This window comes from Leifsonia araucanica, from assembly GCF_051161895.1.
In the GTDB taxonomy this organism is placed as follows: domain Bacteria; phylum Actinomycetota; class Actinomycetes; order Actinomycetales; family Microbacteriaceae; genus Leifsonia.
The window spans coordinates 2042996-2061243 of record NZ_JBMBTW010000002.1 but is presented as its reverse complement, the minus strand read 5'-3'; the positions used below and the strand labels follow the sequence as shown (position 1 = coordinate 2061243).

General features: G+C 69.9%; 17 protein-coding genes. 7 read left to right on the top strand and 10 right to left on the bottom strand.

Annotated features, from left to right (window positions below; translation table 11 throughout):
• Nucleotides 1–8: 8 nt before the first annotated feature.
• Together ACN6M5_RS09865 and ACN6M5_RS09860 are read left to right on the top strand one after the other, a co-directional pair.
• Nucleotides 9–1334, top strand: a complete 1326-nt coding sequence (locus ACN6M5_RS09865; protein WP_434949496.1) for an alpha/beta hydrolase — start codon at nucleotides 9–11, stop codon at nucleotides 1332–1334.
• Entirely contained in the window at nucleotides 1331–2104 is a 774-nt protein-coding gene (locus tag ACN6M5_RS09860) for an isocitrate lyase/PEP mutase family protein (protein WP_434949495.1), read from the top strand. The genes ACN6M5_RS09865 and ACN6M5_RS09860 overlap by 4 nt, the downstream gene beginning before the upstream one ends.
• Before the next feature lie 28 nt (nucleotides 2105–2132).
• Here the strand turns inward: ACN6M5_RS09860 and ACN6M5_RS09855 are convergent, their stop codons facing one another.
• From ACN6M5_RS09855 to ACN6M5_RS09840, 4 genes are read right to left on the bottom strand one after another with little or no spacing between them, the layout of a single operon-like run.
• Nucleotides 2133–3572 carry an aldehyde dehydrogenase family protein gene (locus ACN6M5_RS09855; RefSeq protein WP_434949494.1) on the bottom strand — a complete coding sequence of 480 codons (1440 nt, stop codon included), beginning with the start codon at nucleotides 3570–3572 and terminating at the stop codon, nucleotides 2133–2135.
• Nucleotides 3572–4726 carry an acyl-CoA dehydrogenase family protein gene (locus ACN6M5_RS09850; protein WP_434949493.1) on the bottom strand — a complete coding sequence of 385 codons (1155 nt, stop codon included), beginning with the start codon at nucleotides 4724–4726 and terminating at the stop codon, nucleotides 3572–3574. The genes ACN6M5_RS09855 and ACN6M5_RS09850 overlap by 1 nt, the downstream gene beginning before the upstream one ends.
• Entirely contained in the window at nucleotides 4723–5955 is a 1233-nt protein-coding gene (locus ACN6M5_RS09845; RefSeq protein WP_434949492.1) for a CaiB/BaiF CoA transferase family protein, read from the bottom strand. Before ACN6M5_RS09845 ends, ACN6M5_RS09850 begins: the two co-directional genes overlap by 4 nt.
• Before the next feature lie 59 nt (nucleotides 5956–6014).
• Complete coding sequence (locus ACN6M5_RS09840) at nucleotides 6015–7166, bottom strand: LacI family DNA-binding transcriptional regulator (RefSeq protein WP_434952365.1); 1152 nt, start codon at nucleotides 7164–7166, stop codon at nucleotides 6015–6017.
• 256 nt (nucleotides 7167–7422) lie between these two features.
• Here ACN6M5_RS09840 and ACN6M5_RS09835 point away from each other — a divergent pair, with 256 nt between their 5' ends.
• From ACN6M5_RS09835 to ACN6M5_RS09815, 5 genes are all read left to right on the top strand, one after another.
• Entirely contained in the window at nucleotides 7423–8790 is a 1368-nt protein-coding gene (locus tag ACN6M5_RS09835; RefSeq protein ID WP_434949491.1) for an ABC transporter substrate-binding protein, read from the top strand.
• A 4-nt stretch (nucleotides 8791–8794) separates the two neighbouring features.
• Complete coding sequence (locus ACN6M5_RS09830) at nucleotides 8795–9718, top strand: carbohydrate ABC transporter permease (RefSeq protein WP_210723966.1); 924 nt, start codon at nucleotides 8795–8797, stop codon at nucleotides 9716–9718.
• Nucleotides 9715–10611 (top strand): carbohydrate ABC transporter permease, encoded by an 897-nt coding sequence (locus ACN6M5_RS09825; RefSeq protein ID WP_434949490.1) that lies wholly within the window; start codon nucleotides 9715–9717, stop codon nucleotides 10609–10611. Before ACN6M5_RS09830 ends, ACN6M5_RS09825 begins: the two co-directional genes overlap by 4 nt.
• A gap of 36 nt (nucleotides 10612–10647) precedes the next feature.
• The gene (locus ACN6M5_RS09820; RefSeq protein WP_434949489.1) at nucleotides 10648–11682 is read left to right on the top strand and encodes a DUF2804 domain-containing protein; all 1035 of its coding nucleotides are present in this window, start codon (nucleotides 10648–10650) and stop codon (nucleotides 11680–11682) included.
• 167 nt (nucleotides 11683–11849) lie between these two features.
• On the top strand, nucleotides 11850–12176 hold the full coding sequence (locus tag ACN6M5_RS09815) for a hypothetical protein (protein ID WP_434949488.1): 327 nt from the start codon (nucleotides 11850–11852) through the stop codon (nucleotides 12174–12176).
• A 3-nt stretch (nucleotides 12177–12179) separates the two neighbouring features.
• Here ACN6M5_RS09815 and ACN6M5_RS09810 read toward each other — a convergent pair whose 3' ends face one another.
• The 6 genes from ACN6M5_RS09810 to ACN6M5_RS09785 form a co-directional block, all read right to left on the bottom strand.
• Complete coding sequence (locus tag ACN6M5_RS09810) at nucleotides 12180–13190, bottom strand: DUF2804 domain-containing protein (RefSeq protein WP_434949487.1); 1011 nt, start codon at nucleotides 13188–13190, stop codon at nucleotides 12180–12182.
• The gene (locus ACN6M5_RS09805; RefSeq protein WP_434949486.1) at nucleotides 13165–14988 is read right to left on the bottom strand and encodes a glycoside hydrolase family 2 protein; all 1824 of its coding nucleotides are present in this window, start codon (nucleotides 14986–14988) and stop codon (nucleotides 13165–13167) included. Before ACN6M5_RS09805 ends, ACN6M5_RS09810 begins: the two co-directional genes overlap by 26 nt.
• A complete protein-coding gene (locus ACN6M5_RS09800) occupies nucleotides 14985–16301 on the bottom strand; it encodes an MFS transporter (RefSeq protein WP_434949485.1) in 1317 nt (438 codons plus the stop codon). Before ACN6M5_RS09800 ends, ACN6M5_RS09805 begins: the two co-directional genes overlap by 4 nt.
• 106 nt (nucleotides 16302–16407) lie before the next feature.
• Nucleotides 16408–17187 (bottom strand): SDR family oxidoreductase, encoded by a 780-nt coding sequence (locus ACN6M5_RS09795; protein WP_434949484.1) that lies wholly within the window; start codon nucleotides 17185–17187, stop codon nucleotides 16408–16410.
• Between the two features lie 35 nt (nucleotides 17188–17222).
• Nucleotides 17223–17759 carry a MarR family winged helix-turn-helix transcriptional regulator gene (locus tag ACN6M5_RS09790; RefSeq protein ID WP_434949483.1) on the bottom strand — a complete coding sequence of 179 codons (537 nt, stop codon included), beginning with the start codon at nucleotides 17757–17759 and terminating at the stop codon, nucleotides 17223–17225.
• Nucleotides 17760–17834: 75 nt separating this feature from the next.
• On the bottom strand, nucleotides 17835–18125 hold the full coding sequence (locus ACN6M5_RS09785; RefSeq protein ID WP_434949482.1) for a DUF1330 domain-containing protein: 291 nt from the start codon (nucleotides 18123–18125) through the stop codon (nucleotides 17835–17837).
• Nucleotides 18126–18248 lie beyond the last annotated feature (123 nt).

Below are 18248 nucleotides of genomic sequence, written 5' to 3'. Positions count from 1 at the left end.
TCGGGAAGATGAGGGGTGCGACTCGGGCTCACGGTGCGCGGCGCATCGTGGTCGCGTGCGGCGCGTCGGTGCTCGCCGTCGTCGCGGTGATCGTCGCCCCGGCGGGCGGCCAGCAGTCGAGTTCGCTGGTCCTGCACCAGCTTGCCTCGCTCGAGGGCAGCGCGGTGGACGCCGTCATCTCCGAGCATCCCGACCAGATCCTCGAGCTGCTGAACTCGCTGCCCCGGCAGGCGGCACGGGAGTGGCCTGCGTTGCCGGCGGCAGCGCGCAGCCGGCTGGAGCGCGACCTGCCCAGCCTGGTCGGAAACCTGGACGGCGTCTCGTACACGGTCCGCGATCGGGCAAACCGGCGTGCGCTGACCGAGCAGCTGGCCGCGGCCAGGGCTGCCGTCCGGACGCACCCGTCCGGGCAGGCGGGGCTGCTGAGCCTGGCGGCGTACACGGCGATCTCCGCTGCGCTGCACGCGAAGACCCACCCGTCGCGGCATCTGATCGAATTCGTTCCCGGCGTGCGCCCGACCGCGGCCATCGCGGTGGGGAACCCGGAGACGGCGTCGATGGTCACCTGGGCCGTTCCCGGCATGGGCACGTACGCCACCGACATGCAGCTGTGGGCGCTGGCCGCGCAGAACCTGTGGGGTTCGCAACGGGATGCTGCTGCTCCGGCCGATCACGCGGTCATCGCCTGGATGGGGTACGTCGTGCCGCCGGTCGGCATCGACGCAGCACTGGGCGAGTACGCGACGCGAGGGGCTCCGGAGCTCACCGAGGCGATCCAGGGTCTGACCGCCTCCCGTTCCCACGATGCGCCCACCCTGAACGTGGTGGCGCACTCCTACGGCACGACGATGGCAGCGGACGCCCTGGCAGACACACCGCTCGGAGTGAGCACCTTCGTGATGCTCGGATCCGCCGGGGTCGAGGAGCGCATCCCCACCGCAGCCTCCCTGCACGCGGGAGCGGTGTTCGCCGGAGAGGCGGCAGCAGACGCGGAGGCCGGGCTCGGCAGGGCGAGCCGCTCCGACCCTCGCTCGCCGGGGTTCGGCGCCCACGTGCTCCCCGTCGACGGCGACCGGGCGGCCGGGCTGGCTGCCGTCACCGGCCATGCGCCGATCCTGCACTCCGCGTACAACGACGACATCCGGTCCGCCGTGTGGACGGCGATCCCCGCCCCGCAGGACAGGCGGAAGGCGTTCCTGGCGCACCTGGCCGAGCACGGCTACCTCGACGTGGGAACGCAGTCCCTCCGCGAGGTCGGCGTGGTCACCGCGGTCGCTCGTGCGCCGGTCCCTGCCCCCGGCGGTACTCTCGCAGGGTGGGAAGGACCACCATGACGTTCACCGCACTGCACGACCAGGACATTCCGCTGCTGCTGCCGAACGCGTGGGACGTCGGCTCCGCGCTCGCCTTCGTCGCTGCGGGCTTCCCCGCGGTGGGCACGACGAGTTTCGGGGTCAACGCATCCACGGGCCGGCCGGACGCCGGGGGCGCCAGCAGGGATGCGACCGTCGCGCTGGTCGGGATGCTCACCGCCCTGCCCGTGCACATCTCCGCGGACATCGAGGACGGCTACAGCGACGACCCGGCCGAGGTGGCCGACTTCGTGGCGGGGCTCGGCGTCGCCGGCGTGAACCTCGAGGACTCGGCGGACGGGCGGCTCGTCGACCCCGGTATTCCCGCGGCGAAGATCGCGGCGATCCGGCGCGCGGCCCCCGACGTGTTCGTCAACGCCAGGATCGACTCGTACTGGTTCCACGAAGACGACACGGTCGCCGCCGTCGTCGAGCGGGCGAAGACGTACGCCGACGCGGGCGCCAACGGGATCTTCGTGCCAGGCGCCTCCGACCCGGCGACCGTCGAACAGCTGGGCGCCGCCATCCCCCTCCCGCTCAACGTGCTCGTCACGCCGGGCCTGTCGCTGGCCAGACTCGGGGAGCTCGGCGTGCGGAGGGTGAGCACGGGGTCGCTGCCGTACCGCGTGGCGATCGACGCGGCCGTGGAGGTCGCTGCGGCCGTCAGGGACGGGCGTGCGGTGCCGTCGGCGACGTCGTACGCGGAATCGCAGCAGCGGCTGCTGGACTTCGCGGCGCTGCGGAGAGGGTGAACGGGAGCTTCCTTCTTGGCCCGGTGGACTACCCGCGGGCGGCGGGCACCAGCCGCCCGTTCTCCCGGCGCGGGAGGTGCAGCGGGTTCGCGTCTTGCAGCTCGGCCGGCAGCACGCTCTCCGGGGCGTTCTGGTAGGCGACCGGAGTGAGGAAGCGGCGGAGCGAACTGGCGCCGACCGAGCTGTGCAACGAGCCGGTCGTGGCCGGCCACGCTCCGCCGTGGTGCTGGGCCCATCCCGTCGCGACGCCGGTTGGCCAGCCGTCGAAGACCAGCCTTCCGCACCGGGGCGACAGGATCGCGGCGAGCCAGGTCACGTCCTCGTCCGGCGCCGAGCGGATGGTCGCCGTCAGCGAGGCGGGAAGGTGGCCGAGCGCGGGCAGCAGGTCGTCGTCGGCGGTGTACTCGACCACGACGGTCAGGGGGCCGAAGCACTCGGCGAGCAGCGCATCCGGGTCGGCGAGGAATGCCGCGATGTCCGCGGTCACCACAGCGGGGCGCGCGTCCGCGTGTCCTGGGCCGCGCGAGACCGCGAGGTCGTCGCGCCGGGTGAGCACCGCCACCCGCTGCTCGAACGCGCTCGTCATGCCGTCGGTGAGCAGCGGATGCGCGGGAGCAGACGCGAGTTCGCCCGCCACCGCGGCGGCGAAGCCGTGCCCGGCCGGAGCGAACACCAGGCCGGGCTTGGTGCAGAACTGCCCGGCATCCCTGGTCACCACCTCCACCAGCCCGGCGGCGAGGGAGGCGGCGTCGGCGCTCGCCGCGGCGGCGGTGATGACGACCGGGTTGATGCTGCCCAGTTCGCCGTAGAACGGGATGGGCTGCTGACGCGACGCCGCCACCTCGAAGAGGGCTCTGCCCCCGCGCTCGGAACCGGTGAACGCCACCGCCGTGACGAGCGGGTGCCGCACGAGTTCGACACCCGCGTCCATGCCCTCCACCAGCGTGATGGCATCGGGGTGGATGCCCGCGGCGGCCAGCGCATCCCTGGCCAGCTCCGCCGTGCGGCGGGAGAGCAGCGGGTGCCCCGGATGCGCTTTGACCACCACGGGGCAGCCCGCCGCGATCGCGGAGGCCGTGTCGTTCCCGAGCACCGAGAACGCGAACGGGAAGTTGGAGGCGGTGAACACGGCCACGACGCCGAGCGGACGCAGCATGCGCCGCAGGTCGGGGCGCGGAGGAACCGTGGACGGGTCGGCGCGGTCGACCGCCGCTTCGAGGTAGCCGCCCTCCTCGATCACCTCGGCGAAGAAGCGCAACTGGTTGGCGGTACGCGTGACCTCGCCGGAGAGGCGGGAGGGCGTCAGGTGCGTCTCGGCCGCGGCGATGGCGACGAGTTCGGCGCTCGCGCGCTCCAGCGCAGCGGCCAAGGCGACGAGGGCGGCGGCGCGCTCCGAGCGGGTGGTGGCGGTGAAGCCGGACGCGGCCGCGGCGGCGACCGCCTCCTCCACGGGGGTCGGTCCTGGCATCAGAACGCCGAGAGCCCGGTGAGCGAGCGGCCGATGACGAGCGTGTGGATGTCGTCGGTGCCCTCGTACGTCCTGACCGACTCCAGGTTGGCCATGTGGCGCATCACCGGGAACGCGCTCGTCACGCCGTCACCGCCGAGGATCGTGCGGGCGCTGTGCGCGATGGTCAGCGCCTCGCGCACGTTGTTCAGCTTGCCGACGCTGATCTGCACGGGCGTGATGGCTCCCCGCTCCTCCAGGCGACCCAGGTGCAGGGCGAGCAGCATGCCCTTCTCGTACTCGACCAGCATGTCGGCGAGACGCTGCTGGATGAGCTGCTTCGAGCCGATCGGGGAGCCGAACACCTCGCGAGACGTCGCGCGCTCGACGGCCACCTCGATGCAGCTGCGGGCGGCGCCCATCGCGCCCCAGACGATTCCGAAGCGCGCCTCGTTGAGGCAGGTGAACGGTGCGGACAGCCCGACGGCATCCGGAAGCTGGGCGGAGGCGGGGACGCGGCAGGCGTCGAGGTCGATCTCGTACTGCACCGAGGTGCGCATCGAGAGCTTGTCGGCGATGATCGTGGCGGTGAAGCCGGGCGAGGCGGTGTCGACGACGAAGCCCCGGATGCCGTCGTCGGTGCGCGCCCACACCACGGCGACGTCGGCGACGCCCGCCAGTCCGATCCAGCGTTTGCGGCCGCTGATCAGCCAGTCGTCGCCGTCCCTCGTGGCTGTGGTGGTCATCGCGGCGGGGTCGCTTCCGCCCTGCGGCTCGGTCAGCGCGAAGCATCCGATCACCTCGCCGCGGGCCATCGCGGGGAGGAGTGCCTTCTGATCGGACGAGCCGAACCGCGAGATGGCGGTCATGGCGAGCGAACCCTGCACGGACACGAACGTGCGCCACCCGCTGTCGACGGCCTCCAGCTCGTGGCAGACCAGGCCGTAGCCGACGGCTCCGGCCCCGGCGCAGCCATCGTCGGGGAGGTGCATGCCGAGGAACCCGGCGGCCCCGAACTCGGCGATGAGTTCGCGGCGGAAGTGCCGGTTCTCGAAGTCCTCGTCGACCACGGGGAGCAGGCGCTCGCGGGCGAAGGTGCGCGCTCGCTCCTGCCAGTCGAGCTCCTCGGCGGTGAGCAGCGGTGCGAGGTCGAAGGTGTCGGAGAGTGCTGTCATCGGGGTTCCTGTCGGTGGGTGCCGGGGTCGTGGGCGGGTTCGTCATCGGGGGTGGAGGGGAGCCAGTCGGCATCGTCGTGCTGGCCGAGCGCGGGGGCGGCGCGGCCGAGCCGAGGGGGCGAACCGGCCAGGTGGATGGGGTTGGCCGGCTGGCGGCCGGCGACCTCGCCCCGGTCGTCGACCAGCTGCTGCACCGGATGCGCGCCGAGGCTCTCCGCGAGCGCCACGGCCTCGCTGATCGTGTTCACCAGCCCGGCCGGCACATCCCGGGCGTCGAGGCGCTGTTTCCAGTGAGCGGCCGGAGCGGTGCGGAGGACGGACTCGAGTTCGTGGCGGAGCGCATCCCGGTGGCTGACGCGCTGCGCGTTGCTGCGGAAACGCTCGTCGGCGGCGAGGTCGGGGCGGCCCAGCTCGTCGGAGAGGGCGGCGAACTGGCGGTCGTTGCCGACCGCGATGACGAGCTCGCGGTCCTGGCAGTCGAACAGCTCGTACGGGGCGATGCTCGGGTGCGCGTTGCCGAGGCGTCCTGGGTCGATGCCGGTGGCGAGCGCGCTCGACGCCTGGTTGGTGAGGGCGGCGAGCAGGGTGCTGAGGAGGTCGACGTCGAGATGGTCGCCGAGCCCGGTCGTCTCGCGGGCGCGGAGGGCGAGCAGGATGCCGGAGAAGGCGTTGAGTCCGGTGAGCACGTCGACGAGGGCGACGCCCGCCTTGGTCGGAGGTCCGTCTGCCGCGCCGGTCACGCTCATCAGGCCGCCGACCGCCTGCACGAGCAGGTCGTAGCCGGGAAGGTCGCTTCCCGGGCCGAAGCCGGTGATCGAGCAGTAGACGACTCCCGGATTGGCCGCGCGGACGGCGGCGTCGCCGAGGCCGAACCGCTCCATCGTCCCCGGGAGGAAGTTCTCGATCACCACATCGGCGGTGTGCGCGAGGCGGCGGGCGGTGGCGAGGCCCTGCGGCGTGCGCAGGTCGCAGACGACGGAGCGCTTGGAGCGGTTCACGCCGGAGAAGTACGTGGAGTCGCCGTGCTCGTCGGCAGGGGGAAGCCAGCGGCGGGTGTCGTCGCCGAGCGGGCTCTCGATCTTGACCACGTCCGCGCCGAAGTCGGCCAGCATCATGGTGGCGTACGGGCCGGCCAGGATGCGCGTGAAGTCGGCGACCCGGATGCCCGCGAGCGGTGTCCCGGGGAGTGGCGCCCCGGCGAGTGGCATCGGCGGCTCGTGGTGCGTCATGCGTGCATCCAATCAGACATCCTTGTCTTGTTGCAACGTGGAAATATTTGTGGAGCCGATCAGCCGACCGCGGTGGACTCCCTGCGCACGAGGCTGTACGGCGCGTGGTCGGTGCGCGGCTCGGCCTCCGGCTCGTCGAGGCGCCGCAGCATCGCGACGATCGCCAGCCGGGCGATCTCGTGCAGGTCGGGGGAGATGGTGGTCAGCGACGGCGCGGAGAACGCGGCCTCCGCGGTGTTGTCCCAGCCGACCACCGCGATGTCGCCCGGCACGGAGATGCCTGCCTCGCGGAACGCCCGTAGCGCACCGATGGCGAGGAGGTCGTTGGCGCACACCAGCCCGTCCAGGCCGCCGAGGGGATTGGATGCGCCGGGTGCGCCGCCCGCGCCTCCTGCGCCGCCAGCCCTGGATGCGCCACCCGCGCCACCTGCACCCAGCCGCTCGATCAGCTCCTTCGTGCGCTCGTAGCCTTCCTCGCGCGAGTAGTCGCCGTCCGGGCTCGACTGGTCCCAGCGCGACACGGTGACGATGTGCGCCGGGTCTGCGGTGAGCCCCGCTTCGTCGAGGGCTTTCTGGAAGCCCCGGATGCGGAGGTCGGCCGGGGCTGCGCCGATCGTTCCGACCTTCACGTTCCCGAGGAAGCCGAGGGTGCGCCTGCCGCTCTCGATGAGGCACATCGTCGCGTCGTAGCTGGAGCGGACGTTGTCGACGACGACGCTGTCGATCCTCTCGCTGCGGAAGCGCTCGCCGAGCAGGACCAGCGGGGTCGAGCCGCGTTCCGCCTCGAAGCGTTCGAGGTCGATCGAGAGCGGGCTGAACAGGATCCCGTCGGTGAGGATCGTGCGGAATCCGGCCGCCACGCGCAGCTCCCGCTCGAGCAGGCCCCTGGTCTCGTCGATCACCACGTCGTAGCCGAACCGTTCCGCCTCGGTGACGACGGCGTGGGCGAGCTGGGCGAAGTACGGGTGGGAGACGAACGGCACGGACAGGGTGAGCAGGTTGCTCCGTCCGCTGCGCAGCTGCCTGGCCGCCAGCTGCGGGCGGTAGCCGACCTCGGCGATGGCCGCTTCGACTTTCGTGCGGGTCGCCTCGCTGATGTACTTGTGCCCGTTGACGACGTTCGAGACCGTCCGGTACGAGACGCCGGCGAGCGCGGCCACGTCTTTGATCGTGGGCGCTCCCGATCGTCGGCCCGGGTTCTGCTCGTCCATACTGGTCACGGTCACATCGTAGGGGAGTCGATTGTTGCAACGTTGACACATTTGCATGTTTCCACGTTGCAATATTTTGGAATGTCTGCTTGAGTGTCCCTGCAGAGCAGCTCGCCACACCCCCGGCGCCAGCTCTCCGGCATCCACATTCCGGCCGGAGCACCGTTTCGCACACGACACCGAGGCACCCCCACCTCGAAGCGCCCAGCGGCCACCCGACCACGAACATCCAATCAACGACGAGGAGATGATCTGTATGACAGCAGGCACCCAACGGCGGCCGAAACGGCTGCTGGCAGTCGCAGGAGCTGCGGCACTCAGCCTGATCGCACTCACCGCGTGCACTGGGACCAGCGAAGCGCCCGCCGCGGACGGCGGCGGCATCGGCACGGCCAAGAAGCACGTCAAGATCACGATGATGTCGAACGACGCGTTCGCACAGCAGTGGCAGGACCAGCTGGTCCCCGAGTTCAACAAAGAGTTCCCGTACATCGACGTCACCATCGACGCCGTGCCGTACACCGAACTGCTCGCGAAGGGCCTGCTCAACGGCACGGACCCCGAGCCGCAGTACGACCTGATCACGCTCGACGACCCGTGGACGCCGCAGCTGGCGGACGCCGGGGTGCTGCTCGACCTCAAGAACGACGCGAAGCAGTGGACGGACAAGGCGTACGAGTGGGCCGACTTCAACGCTGCGCCCCTCGCATCCAGTGAGTGGGACGGCAAGCAGTACGGCGTCCCGCTGCGCTCCAACATGCTGCTGATGTTCTACAACAAGGCGCTGTACGCGAAGGCCGGTCTCGCAGAGCCCACCCCCGAGCTCACCTGGGACCAGTACCTGAAGGAGGCCCCGTCTCTGGTGCAGGACACCGACGGAGACGGCAAGGTCGACTCGTGGGCCGTCGGGCTCACCTGGATGCGCGGAGTGCTCTCCCCGCCGGTCTGGCAGGCCGTCCTCAACTCCAACGGAGGCGCGCTGTTCGACAAGAACATGAAGCCGACGTTCGACACCAAGGAAGGCGCGGCCGCGCTGCAGACGCAGGTCGACCTGCTCAAGTACGCGCCTCCCGGAGCGACGAACTACAACTACACCGAGCCCCTGGATGCGTTCCGCCAGGGCAAGGTCGCCTCCATCTTCACCTGGGGCAGTGCATACAAGAGCGCCGCCGTCGACCCGGCCGTCACGAAGCTGACGCCGGACCAGGTGGGCATCCAGACGATGCCGGCCGGTTCGGACGGGCCGAGCACGCACCGCGGCATCTGGAGCGGTTCGGTCTTCAAGAACTCCACACACCCAGAAGCGGCTTGGACGTTCCTGCAGTGGATGACGTCGAAGAAGGGCGAGGTCTGGACGACCAACACCCTCGGATCGTTCCCCGCCCGAAAGTCGACGCTCGCAACCACCCCGGAGCAGGCGTGGCTCTCCCCGGTCTTCACGACCATCCAGAGCGCGTACGACGTGGCGGAGAAGGGCCAGATGTGGCGGCCTCGCAGCCCGGAGTCGAACGCGATCCAGGAGGTCCTCGCCGACCAGACGAGTGCAGCCGTCCAAGGCCAGGCGTCGTCGGAGGACGCGCTGAAGAAGGCCACGGATCAGATCAACAAACTCCTGAAGAAGTAGGAACATGACGGTCGAACTCACGAGACAGCGTGTGGACCGCGCTCGTCGCGTCTCGCGGATGCGGGACATCTTCAGCAGATGGACGTTCATGCTGCCGGCAACGGTGCTCCTCGCCGCTGTCCTCGCATATCCATTGCTCTACACGCTGCAGATCAGCTTCTCGAAGTTCGACCTCGCAACGTTCTCACCGACCGAATGGGTCGGTCTCGAGAACTACACGGCTGCACTGCAGAACGAGACGTTCCAGAACTCCCTGGTCGTCACCGGCATTTACCTGGTGCTCGCTCTTCCGCTGCAGATCGTGCTCGGTTTCGGGATCGCCTATCTGATGAACGCCGAGTGGAGAGGGCGTGGCATCGTCCGCGCCCTCTTCCTCATCCCGATGGTCGTGGCCCCCGTCGTCTCCGGCGGGATCTGGAAGATGATCCTCGACCCGCTCTGGGGTGTGGTCGGGTGGTTCCTCGGCCTGTTCGGGATCCCGCCGATCGACTGGTTCGGCAACGCGACCATGTCGATGATCAGCGTGGTCCTCATCGACACCTGGCGCTCCGTGCCGTTCGTCGCCCTGATCGCCGCCGCCGCGCTGCTCGCGCTGCCGAAGGACGTGTTCGAGGCGGCAAAGGTGGACGGGGCCAACTGGTGGCAGACGCTCAAATCGGTCAGTCTCCCCATGCTGGGCCCGATCATCGCCGCGACCTTCGTGGTGCGCTGGCTGGGTGCGGTGAAGATGTTCGACATCATCCTCGCGACCACGAACGGCGGCCCGGGGGAGGCGACGAACGTCGTCAACCTCTTCATCTATCAACAGGCGTTCCGATTGCTCAAGTTCAGCGAGTCGTCGGCGATGGCGGTGATCGTGCTCGTCATCACGATGATCCTCACGTTCGTGTTCCTGCTGGGCAGCAAGAAACTGGAGGACAGACTGTGACCACGATCACCAGGGACAGGGAGAGTCTCAGGGAGCAGACGAAGCAGCCAAGGACCTCCGCCATCGTCCGGCGACGCCGCAGCGAGCGAGCCCGCATCTGGTCGGGCGTCATCATCTGCGCGCTCTTCCTGCTGCCGCTGCTCTGGATGCTCCTCACCTCGTTCAAGCAGCAGAGGGACATCTTCACCACCCCGCCGACGGTCTTCTTCGATCCGACGCTCAACCAGTACGTGCAGGCGTTCGTGCAGGGCGGCCTCGGCCCGAAGATGATCAACACGATCATCGTGGCGGGCGGGGCGGGCATCCTGTCGCTGGTCGCCGGAGCGATGGCCGGCTACGCGCTGTCCCGCCTGAAGATCAAGGGCGCGGCCACGATCGGCGTGCTGATCCTCGCGTCACGCGGTGTTCCGCCGATCGCCCTAGCCGTGCCGATGTTCCTCGTGGCCCGCACGCTCGGGATCACGGACACGCACATCACGCTGATCCTCGCGTACTGCTCGTTCGTCATCCCGTACGTGATGTGGCTGATGCGCGGGTTCTTTCTCGCGCTGCCCAAGGAGCTGGAGGAGTCGGCGATGATCGACGGCTGCTCCCGGATGGGCGCCTTCTTCCGGATCATCGTGCCGATCTCCGCGCCCGGCCTCATCTCCACCTTCATCTTCAGCATCATCCTGGCCTGGGAGGAGCTCCTCTTCGCCCTGGTGCTGACCAATCGCAAGGCCACGACGCTCCCCGTCGCCATCGCCGGGATGGCGGGCGACACCGAGCACGGCGCCAACTGGGGAGCGCTGTCCGCCGCAGGCATGCTCACGGTCGTGCCCGTCGTGATCCTCGCCCTCCTCGTCCAGAAGTGGCTGATCCGCGGCCTCGCCGACGGCGCCACGAAGGGCTGATCCCATGAACGACGACAGACAGAAAGGCCGGAACGAGTGAGGCTACCTCTCAAACAGGTGGAGCCCGGTGGCGAGAGCGTCATCGAGCGCGAGATCACCGAGATGACGGAGCTGTGTCTCCCATCGGGCAAGCTGAATCCGGCGGCGGTCGGCTGGACGCGCAGGGCGCTGCACAGGACAGGGCTGCCGGGCTGGGGGCGCAACAAGCGCTTCGAGTACTGGGCCATCGTCACGCCGACGTCGATCGTGACGATGAACATCTCGCACCACGACTACCGCGCGAACGTCTCCGTCACCCACCTCGACCGCGCCACGTACACCGAGATCCGGCAGGGCGGGAACACCTGGTTCCCCGGAGCGGGCGGGATGCGCGACGAGACCAATCGCGAGCCGATGGAGGCAAGCCGCAACGACGTGCTGGTCAGGATGACGCCGCGCGGGGTGAACACCGTGCTGCATGCAGAGTCTGCACGCATCTCAGTCGACCTGCGCATCATCGGCGAGCCGGATCACGAGTCGATGGGCGTCGTCGTCCCGTGGAGCGACCGTGTCTTCCAGTACACGAAGAAGGACAACTGCCTGCGCGCGCAGGGCGTGATCGTCGTGGACGGCGTCACCCACAACATCGAGCCGGAGGAGTCGTACGCCGTGCACGACCGCGGTCGTGGCCGCTGGCCGTACTTCACCTTCTGGAACTGGGGAGCGGGCAACGGCCTGAGCGCGGACGGGCGGGAGCTCGGCCTGCAGTTCGGCGGCAAGTGGACGGACGGAACTCCGTCGACCGAGAACTGGATCCGCGTCGACGGCCGCCTGCACAAGATCAGCTCGCACCTCGATTGGCGCTACGACCCGACGGAGTGGTTGCGGCCCTGGACGCTCACCGGCCCCGGCGTGGAGGTCACCTTCACCCCGGAGCACCACTCACGGCACCTGTTCGACCGCTGGATCGTGATGAGCAGGGCGGACAGCTGTTTCGGCCACTACTCGGGGCGGATCACGCTCGACACCGGCGAGGTCGTCGAGTTCGCGGATGTCTTCGGCCACGTCGAGGAGGTCGAACGCCGCTGGTGACGCACCTCACCCGGGCCCCCGGGCCCGCACAGACCGCTCCGGACGCCACTGCGTAGGTCCACTACCGCAGCCGGAGCCGAGCGGGGCGCTGTACCGATATGCGGCGCCCCGCTCACCACAGCACCACCTTCACAGCACCACTACCCGCACCGATCGGAGACCGCACCATGTCAGTGAAGACCACGCGCCAGACTCCCGCCGTGCTCCGCGTCAGCGACGCAGCGCTCGCCATCGCCTCTCCCCGCTCCGGCGACGACCAGGGCGGATGCTCGGCCTGGCTGAGCGGGCCGGCCGGTTCCGGCACCGCCCGCATCCTGCACCTGGAGGGCGACGCCCCGCATCCGGACATGATCGTGGTCGATTACGCGTCGTCCGGCGGCCTGCACAGCAGGACCTGGGTGCTGCACAGTGTGATCGGCGAGCTCGGCGTCTTCACGCTGCTCGCCGAGTCTCCGACGTCGTTCCCGGCCAGGGCGCACGCGCTCATCGGCTGAGCGTCACCAGCGGTTGCGCACGTCTTCCGCCCAGCCGAGCAGCCCGTCGATCCGGATGCGCCCCTCCGCGGTGTCGGCCCACCCGGAGTAGTGGCCGAAGCACTGGTGGCCGCGGCTGCCGAAGACGCCCAGTTCCGTCGAGCTCGTGTGGTCCCAGAACGGCACGAAGGTCACGTCGACACTGGTGCCGCGGATGCGCCACGGCGCCAGCCAGTCCCGTTCGTCGTACTCCCAGTCGAGTTCTTCGCTGATCTTGTGCAGCGCGCCGTCGACGAGCACGCCGTTCTCCGTGGAGCCCGTCCCGTCCGTCCACCTCCCGCCGAGCTGCAGGCCGATCGTCCTCCCGTCGACCACACCGGATGCCGCGCCCCAGTTCCACCGCATCCGGTACGGCCAGCGCCCTCTGCCGTGGTCGAGCACGGCCCAGCTCTCGCCGGACGGCAGCTCCACGCGCGTACCGTCGATGTCCAGCCAGCCGGTGGCGGGGCGCGCGACGTCTTTGACCGTGTACTGGAAGCGCTTGTGCGACCAGGGGACGACGACGGCGAGCACCTCGTGTCCGTCCGGACGCTCGGCGGTGATGTCGAAGGCGACGCCGGGTGCTGTTCCCCGCAGGCGCGTGCCGCCCGGCAGCTCGTCGATGTCGATGGACAGCGAGCGGGTGCGTGCCCTGGCCGACGACGCGCCCAGCCGGGGAGGGAGGGTCGCGCTCCCGGCGAGCGGGGAGACGGCTCCGCGCTCGACGGTCGCGCCCGACCGGATGTCGTGGGCCATGATCCCGTGCACAGCCGCGTAGTCGAGCGACGAGACGGTGAGCGACACGATGTGCGTCGGCGTCGTGACGGCCCAGTACTCCCAGCGCTTGTTGCGGCCCCAGACGGTGCGGCCGTCGATGCCGGACGTGTCGTGCAGCGGTGTGCGCGACCAGCCGACCGAGCGGCGGTCGAGCCGTCCATCCGCGAGGCAGAGCGACACGGGCTCCGTCAGTTCACGCTCGACGATTCTGCGACCCATCCTGGACTCCTTCGTGTGCCGGCTGGTTCGGTGGGGCGACGAGCGAGAACCGCGCGGCGAGCTCCCGGGTGATCGTGCGGACGGTGCCCGCGTCGGCCTTCAGCACGGTCCGGTCGGCGGTGAGGAGGCCGTTCAGTTCGTCTTCCACGTCGGCGAGCTGCGTGTACACGATTCCGGACAGCCCCGCCGCGATGGCGGGAAGTACCTCATCCCTGTGCAGTGCGGCGAACGCATCCGTGAACGCGGAGACGGACGGGAGTCTGCGATAGCCGAACTCGCGGTCGCTGAACGCGTGCCCCGCGAGGCGGAGGCTGTACCCGCCGTACTCGGACACGACGACGGCGCGCCCGTCGCGGCCCCAGCTCCTGGCCGGCCGGATGCGGCGGAAGTAGACGTGCAGGCTGCGCAGGTCGCCGCCGCTCTGGTCGTGCCAGCCGCTGGCGTGGTCGATGACCCTGTCCTGGTCGAGCGACCGGATGCGCTCCACGGCGTCGAGCGCGTCGAACTGCCCCCAGCCCTCGTTGAACGGCACCCAGACCACCACGCTCGGCACGCTCTTCAGCAGCGTGACGGTCTCGGCGAGCTCGCGCTGGAACTCCTCGCGCCCCGCGGCATCCTGCCTGCCGAAGACGCGATGCCGCCGGTCGTCGATGCGCACGGGCAGCAGCACCGGTGCGGTGATGACCGCCGGGTTGTACCGGCGGCCGCCGTTGACCATGTCCTGCCAGACGAGCATCCCGAGCCTGTCGCAGTGGTGGTACCAGCGCAGCGACTCGACCTTGATGTGCTTGCGCAGCATCGTGAAGCCGAGCTCCTTCATGCTCTGGATGTCGTGGATGAGCGCCTCGTCGGAGGGTGCGGTGAGCAGGCCGTCCGGCCAGTAGCCCTGGTCGAGCACGCCGGCGTGGAAGTACGGGCGGCCGTTGAGGAGGAGCCGGGGCATGCCGTTCCCGTCGCGCTCGACGCCGACGGAGCGCATCCCGACGTAGCTGGTGACGCTGTCGGTGCCGAGTCGCACCTCGAGGTCGTAGAGGTACGGATCCTCCGGGCTCCACGCACGCACGTCGTCGACGGGGAGGGTGATCGGCTCGCCCGGCCTGCCGCTGCCGCTCGACACCACCGCGCCGTCGGCGGTCAGGACGACCGTGGCCTCGGCGGTCGTCGAGGCGGCGCTGCCGATCACGGTCACCTCGACCGTGGCGTCCGCGAGCAGCGGCCGGATGTCGAGCCGCTGCACGTGCACCGCCGGCACGGACTCCAGCCAGACCGTCTGCCAGATCCCGGACTGCGCGGTGTACCAGATGCCCCCGCGGCGCAACGCCTGCTTGCCGCGGGAACGGTGGCTCGTGTCGCTGACGTCGACCACGTCGACGGTCAGTACGTGCTCGGCCACGTCGGACAGAGCGGAACCGAGGTCGATGCAGAACGGCAGGAACCCGCCGGAGTGCCCGCCCACCCGAACGCCGTCGAGGTACACGACGCAGTCCTGGTCGACGGCCCCGAAGTGCAGCAGCACCCTGTCCTCCGCGAACCCGATCGGGATGCGCAGCGTGCGCCGGTACCAGAGGTGCCGTCCAGGAAGCAGCTGCCGCCCGACGCCGGAGAGCTCCGCCTCCGGGGAGAACGGCACGAGGATGTCGCCGTCCCAGTCCACCGGATGCTCGGCGCTGTCGGTGATCGCGTACTCCCACCGGCCGTTGAGGTTGAGGTAGCTGTCGCGCACGAGCTGCGGGCGCGGGTACTCCTGCAGCACGGCATCCCGGTCGAGGGAATCGGCCCACGGCGTCCTCAGACTCACGCGCGGCCCCACTTCGCGCGCACGGCGACGAGCACGGGAACCAGCACGAGCACCACGGCCGCCGTCGCGAAGATCTCCGGACCGGGCACCGGCTGCACGACGCCGAGCGAGGTGTATGTGTTCGCCGCACCGGAAATGACAGCGGCGCCGAGGAACGGACCGGCGATCATCGGGATCATCACCGCGAGGATCATCCGGATGCCCTGCACGGCGCCCGCACGGTCGGCCGGGGTGTGGTCGCGGGTCATCGCGGAGATCGTCGCCAGCGACGCCATCATGCCCGACATCATCACCGTGGCCGCCGCGATGACCAGCGGCAGGTCGCGCGCGAACGCCATGGCGATCAGGCCGACAGCGAAGACGCCGACGGCGGGGAGCAGGAACCTGGCCTTGCCGACCCTGTCCATCACGCGGCCGGCGACGATGCTCAGCGCGGACGCCAGGATCAGGACGATCCCGAGGGCGAGCGCGTACGACTCGATGCGGAGGTAGCGCTGCAGATAGATGATCACGAAGGGCAGGATCACCTGGGTGCTCGTGCCGATGACGGCCCAGATCGCCAGCGTGAGATAGAGGGCGGGCTGCCGCCTGACCGTGCTCGGGCGCAGACCGTGCACCACTGCGCTCAGGATGCGCTCCCGCCTGGCCGGAACGCCGCGATCCCGGATGAGGAACCACGACAGCGCGCCCGTCGCGATGGTGACGATGCCGACCACGCCGAAGAACAGCTTCCAGTCTCCGGCGCGGGTGAGGCCGTCGAGCAGCCCGAACACCAGCAGCATGGCGATCAGCGGGAGCACGGCGAGCACGCCGTCGACCCTGCCCCGGTTGGCCGGAGCGGTGGAGTCTGTCACCCACGCGCTGAACGCGGCGTCGTTGGCGCCGGAGCCGAACGCGCTCATCACGCAGTCGAGCAGCACGATCGCGACGATGGCGCCGATGAGGGCGGCCCCGGTGGGAGCTTCAGCACCGGACGGGGCTCCGACGAACCCGAACGCGGCCGTGCAGATGCCCCAGGCCACATAGCCGACGGCGATGATCGCGCGCCGGCGGCCCATCCGGTCAGACCAGGCGCCGACGAGCAGCGTGGCGATCGTCGCGGCGACCGCGCTCGCCCCGACCAGGATGGCGATGACGTTGGGGTCGGGAGAGATCGTGTCGTACACGTATACGTTGAGGTACATGTTCTCGACGGTCCACGCCAGTTGGCCGACCAGGCCGACGACGACGAGCGCCAGCCAGGTCCTGCCGCCGATGACGGGACGGGTCACGCGGAGTGCTGCGGGGGCTGCGGGTTCGGTTCGTGGACCCATCACATCCTCATCATCGAGAGTTGCAACGTGGAAATAGCTATCCAGACCATAGCAACAAAAGCGGCCGCGAGCGGACATCCCTCCGCGCGCGGCCGTCCGGATCAGCTCACCAGGTGCTGTCGCCGCGCACGGTCACCTCGTAGCCGCCGTCGACGAAGATCACCTGCCCGCACAGGTGCGAGTTCTGCTCGCCGGCGAGCCAGACCAGCAGCTCGGCGGCGACCTCGGGTCCGAACGGCCCGTTGAGGGGCATCGGCACCTGCTCGTTCAGGCGGGCGCGGCCCTCCGGGGTGGCGACGAGCTCGGCGGTCATCGGGGTGAGGACGACACCCGGGGCGATGGCGTTGAGCGGGATGCTCGCACCCGCCCATTCCGGCGTCGCGGCGTTCCGGCGCAGCCAGCGGGCGAGCGCGCGCTTGCTGGACGAGTAGATCTGGTGCGCGGTGGCCTGGGACTCGGCGAGCACCGCGGCGCGGGCGAGCGCACCCTCCTCGGTGCCGTCGAGCAGCAGGTCGACCAGCGTTTCGTCGTGGCTCTGCAGCGAGGCCATCGACGCCACAGCCACGGCGCGGGGAGCGCTGGAGGCGGCGAGCAGCGGGCGCAGCCCGTCGAGCGTCGCGATGGCGCCGTAGTAGTTGACGGCTGCGGTGACGGGGATGCCGGCGCTCAGCCCGGCGACGGCGAGCACGCCGTCGAGCACTCCGCCGGAGAGCTCTGTCGCCTTCTCGACGAGCGTCGCCCGTCCCTCCGCGGTGGAGAGGTCGGCGGAGATGTCGGTGCCGGCGAGGTCGGCGCCGATCACGCGATGTCCGCCGGAGCGCAGGAGTTCGGCTGTCGCCTTGCCGATGCCGCTCGCGGCTCCGGTGACGAGGTAGGTGCGGGTCATGTCTCTTCTTTCTCGGGTTGTGCGGGTTATGCGGGTTATGCGGATGTGTCGGTCTGAGGGGGTCGTGCGGGCGTGGCCGCCGGGTCGGAGACGCCCGCCGCGTACGCTACGGCCTCGTCCCTGAAGCGCTGCAGGAGGCGGCGGAAGTCGTCGCGGTCGCGGTCCGGCCAGGTCTGCAGGAGGTCGGCCATCATGGCGTCGCCCGCGTCGACCAGGGCGCTCGCCGCTGCGGTGCCGTCCTCCGTCAGCCGGAGCAGCGTCGCGCGGGAGTCGTCCGGATCGTCGCGCTTCTCGACGAGTCCGTGCGCGCCGAGCCTGGCGCTCAGCTTCGAGATCGCCGACGCTCCGACGTGCAGCCGGGAGGCGAGGGTGGATGCGCGCTGCTCGCCGTCCCTGGCCAGCAGGGTGATGGCGACGATCGCCGTGGTATCCAGTTCGACGCCGACCCGGCCGGCGAGACCCCGGATGAACGCGCCGGACGACCAGAGCGCGAAGACTTCGAGCAGCGCGGCGAGCTGGCCGGAGCGATAGGGCAGGCCGGGGGCTGTGCCGGGAACCTCATCCACTGCCATCGCCGCCGTCTCTCGAAATGCTGTCTTGAGGACAGTATATCCCTCTTCCCGTTGGCGGGCCCGGGAGGCAACGGCCTAGACCAGCGTCTCCACCCGGATCAGCTCGGTGCGCGCCACGACCTCGCGGTGCACGTCGGCCAGCGCCACCCGTCTCGGGTCGGTCAGGTACGCCTGCAGCGCTGCGTCGTCCGGCAGCTGGATGACCTGCACCTCGAGCGGGGCGTCGCCGTCGCCGATGCGGCGCACCCGGCTGACCACCCGGCCTCCGTGCTCCGGCACGAGTGCGAGGACCGTGTCCTCGTAGCGGGAGAGGGCGTCGTCGTTGCCGTCGGATGCCCAGAGCAGGACGCACAGTTCAAGGGTCATCGGCACAGGATAGCCGCGCTCCGCGTCGGCGCGCTTGACACCTTCAGACCGCATCCCTAGCCTGAGAGCGCGACGAAACAAGTCGTCGATTTAACGAAAGTTTTCGCGAGAACGAGTTCGGAG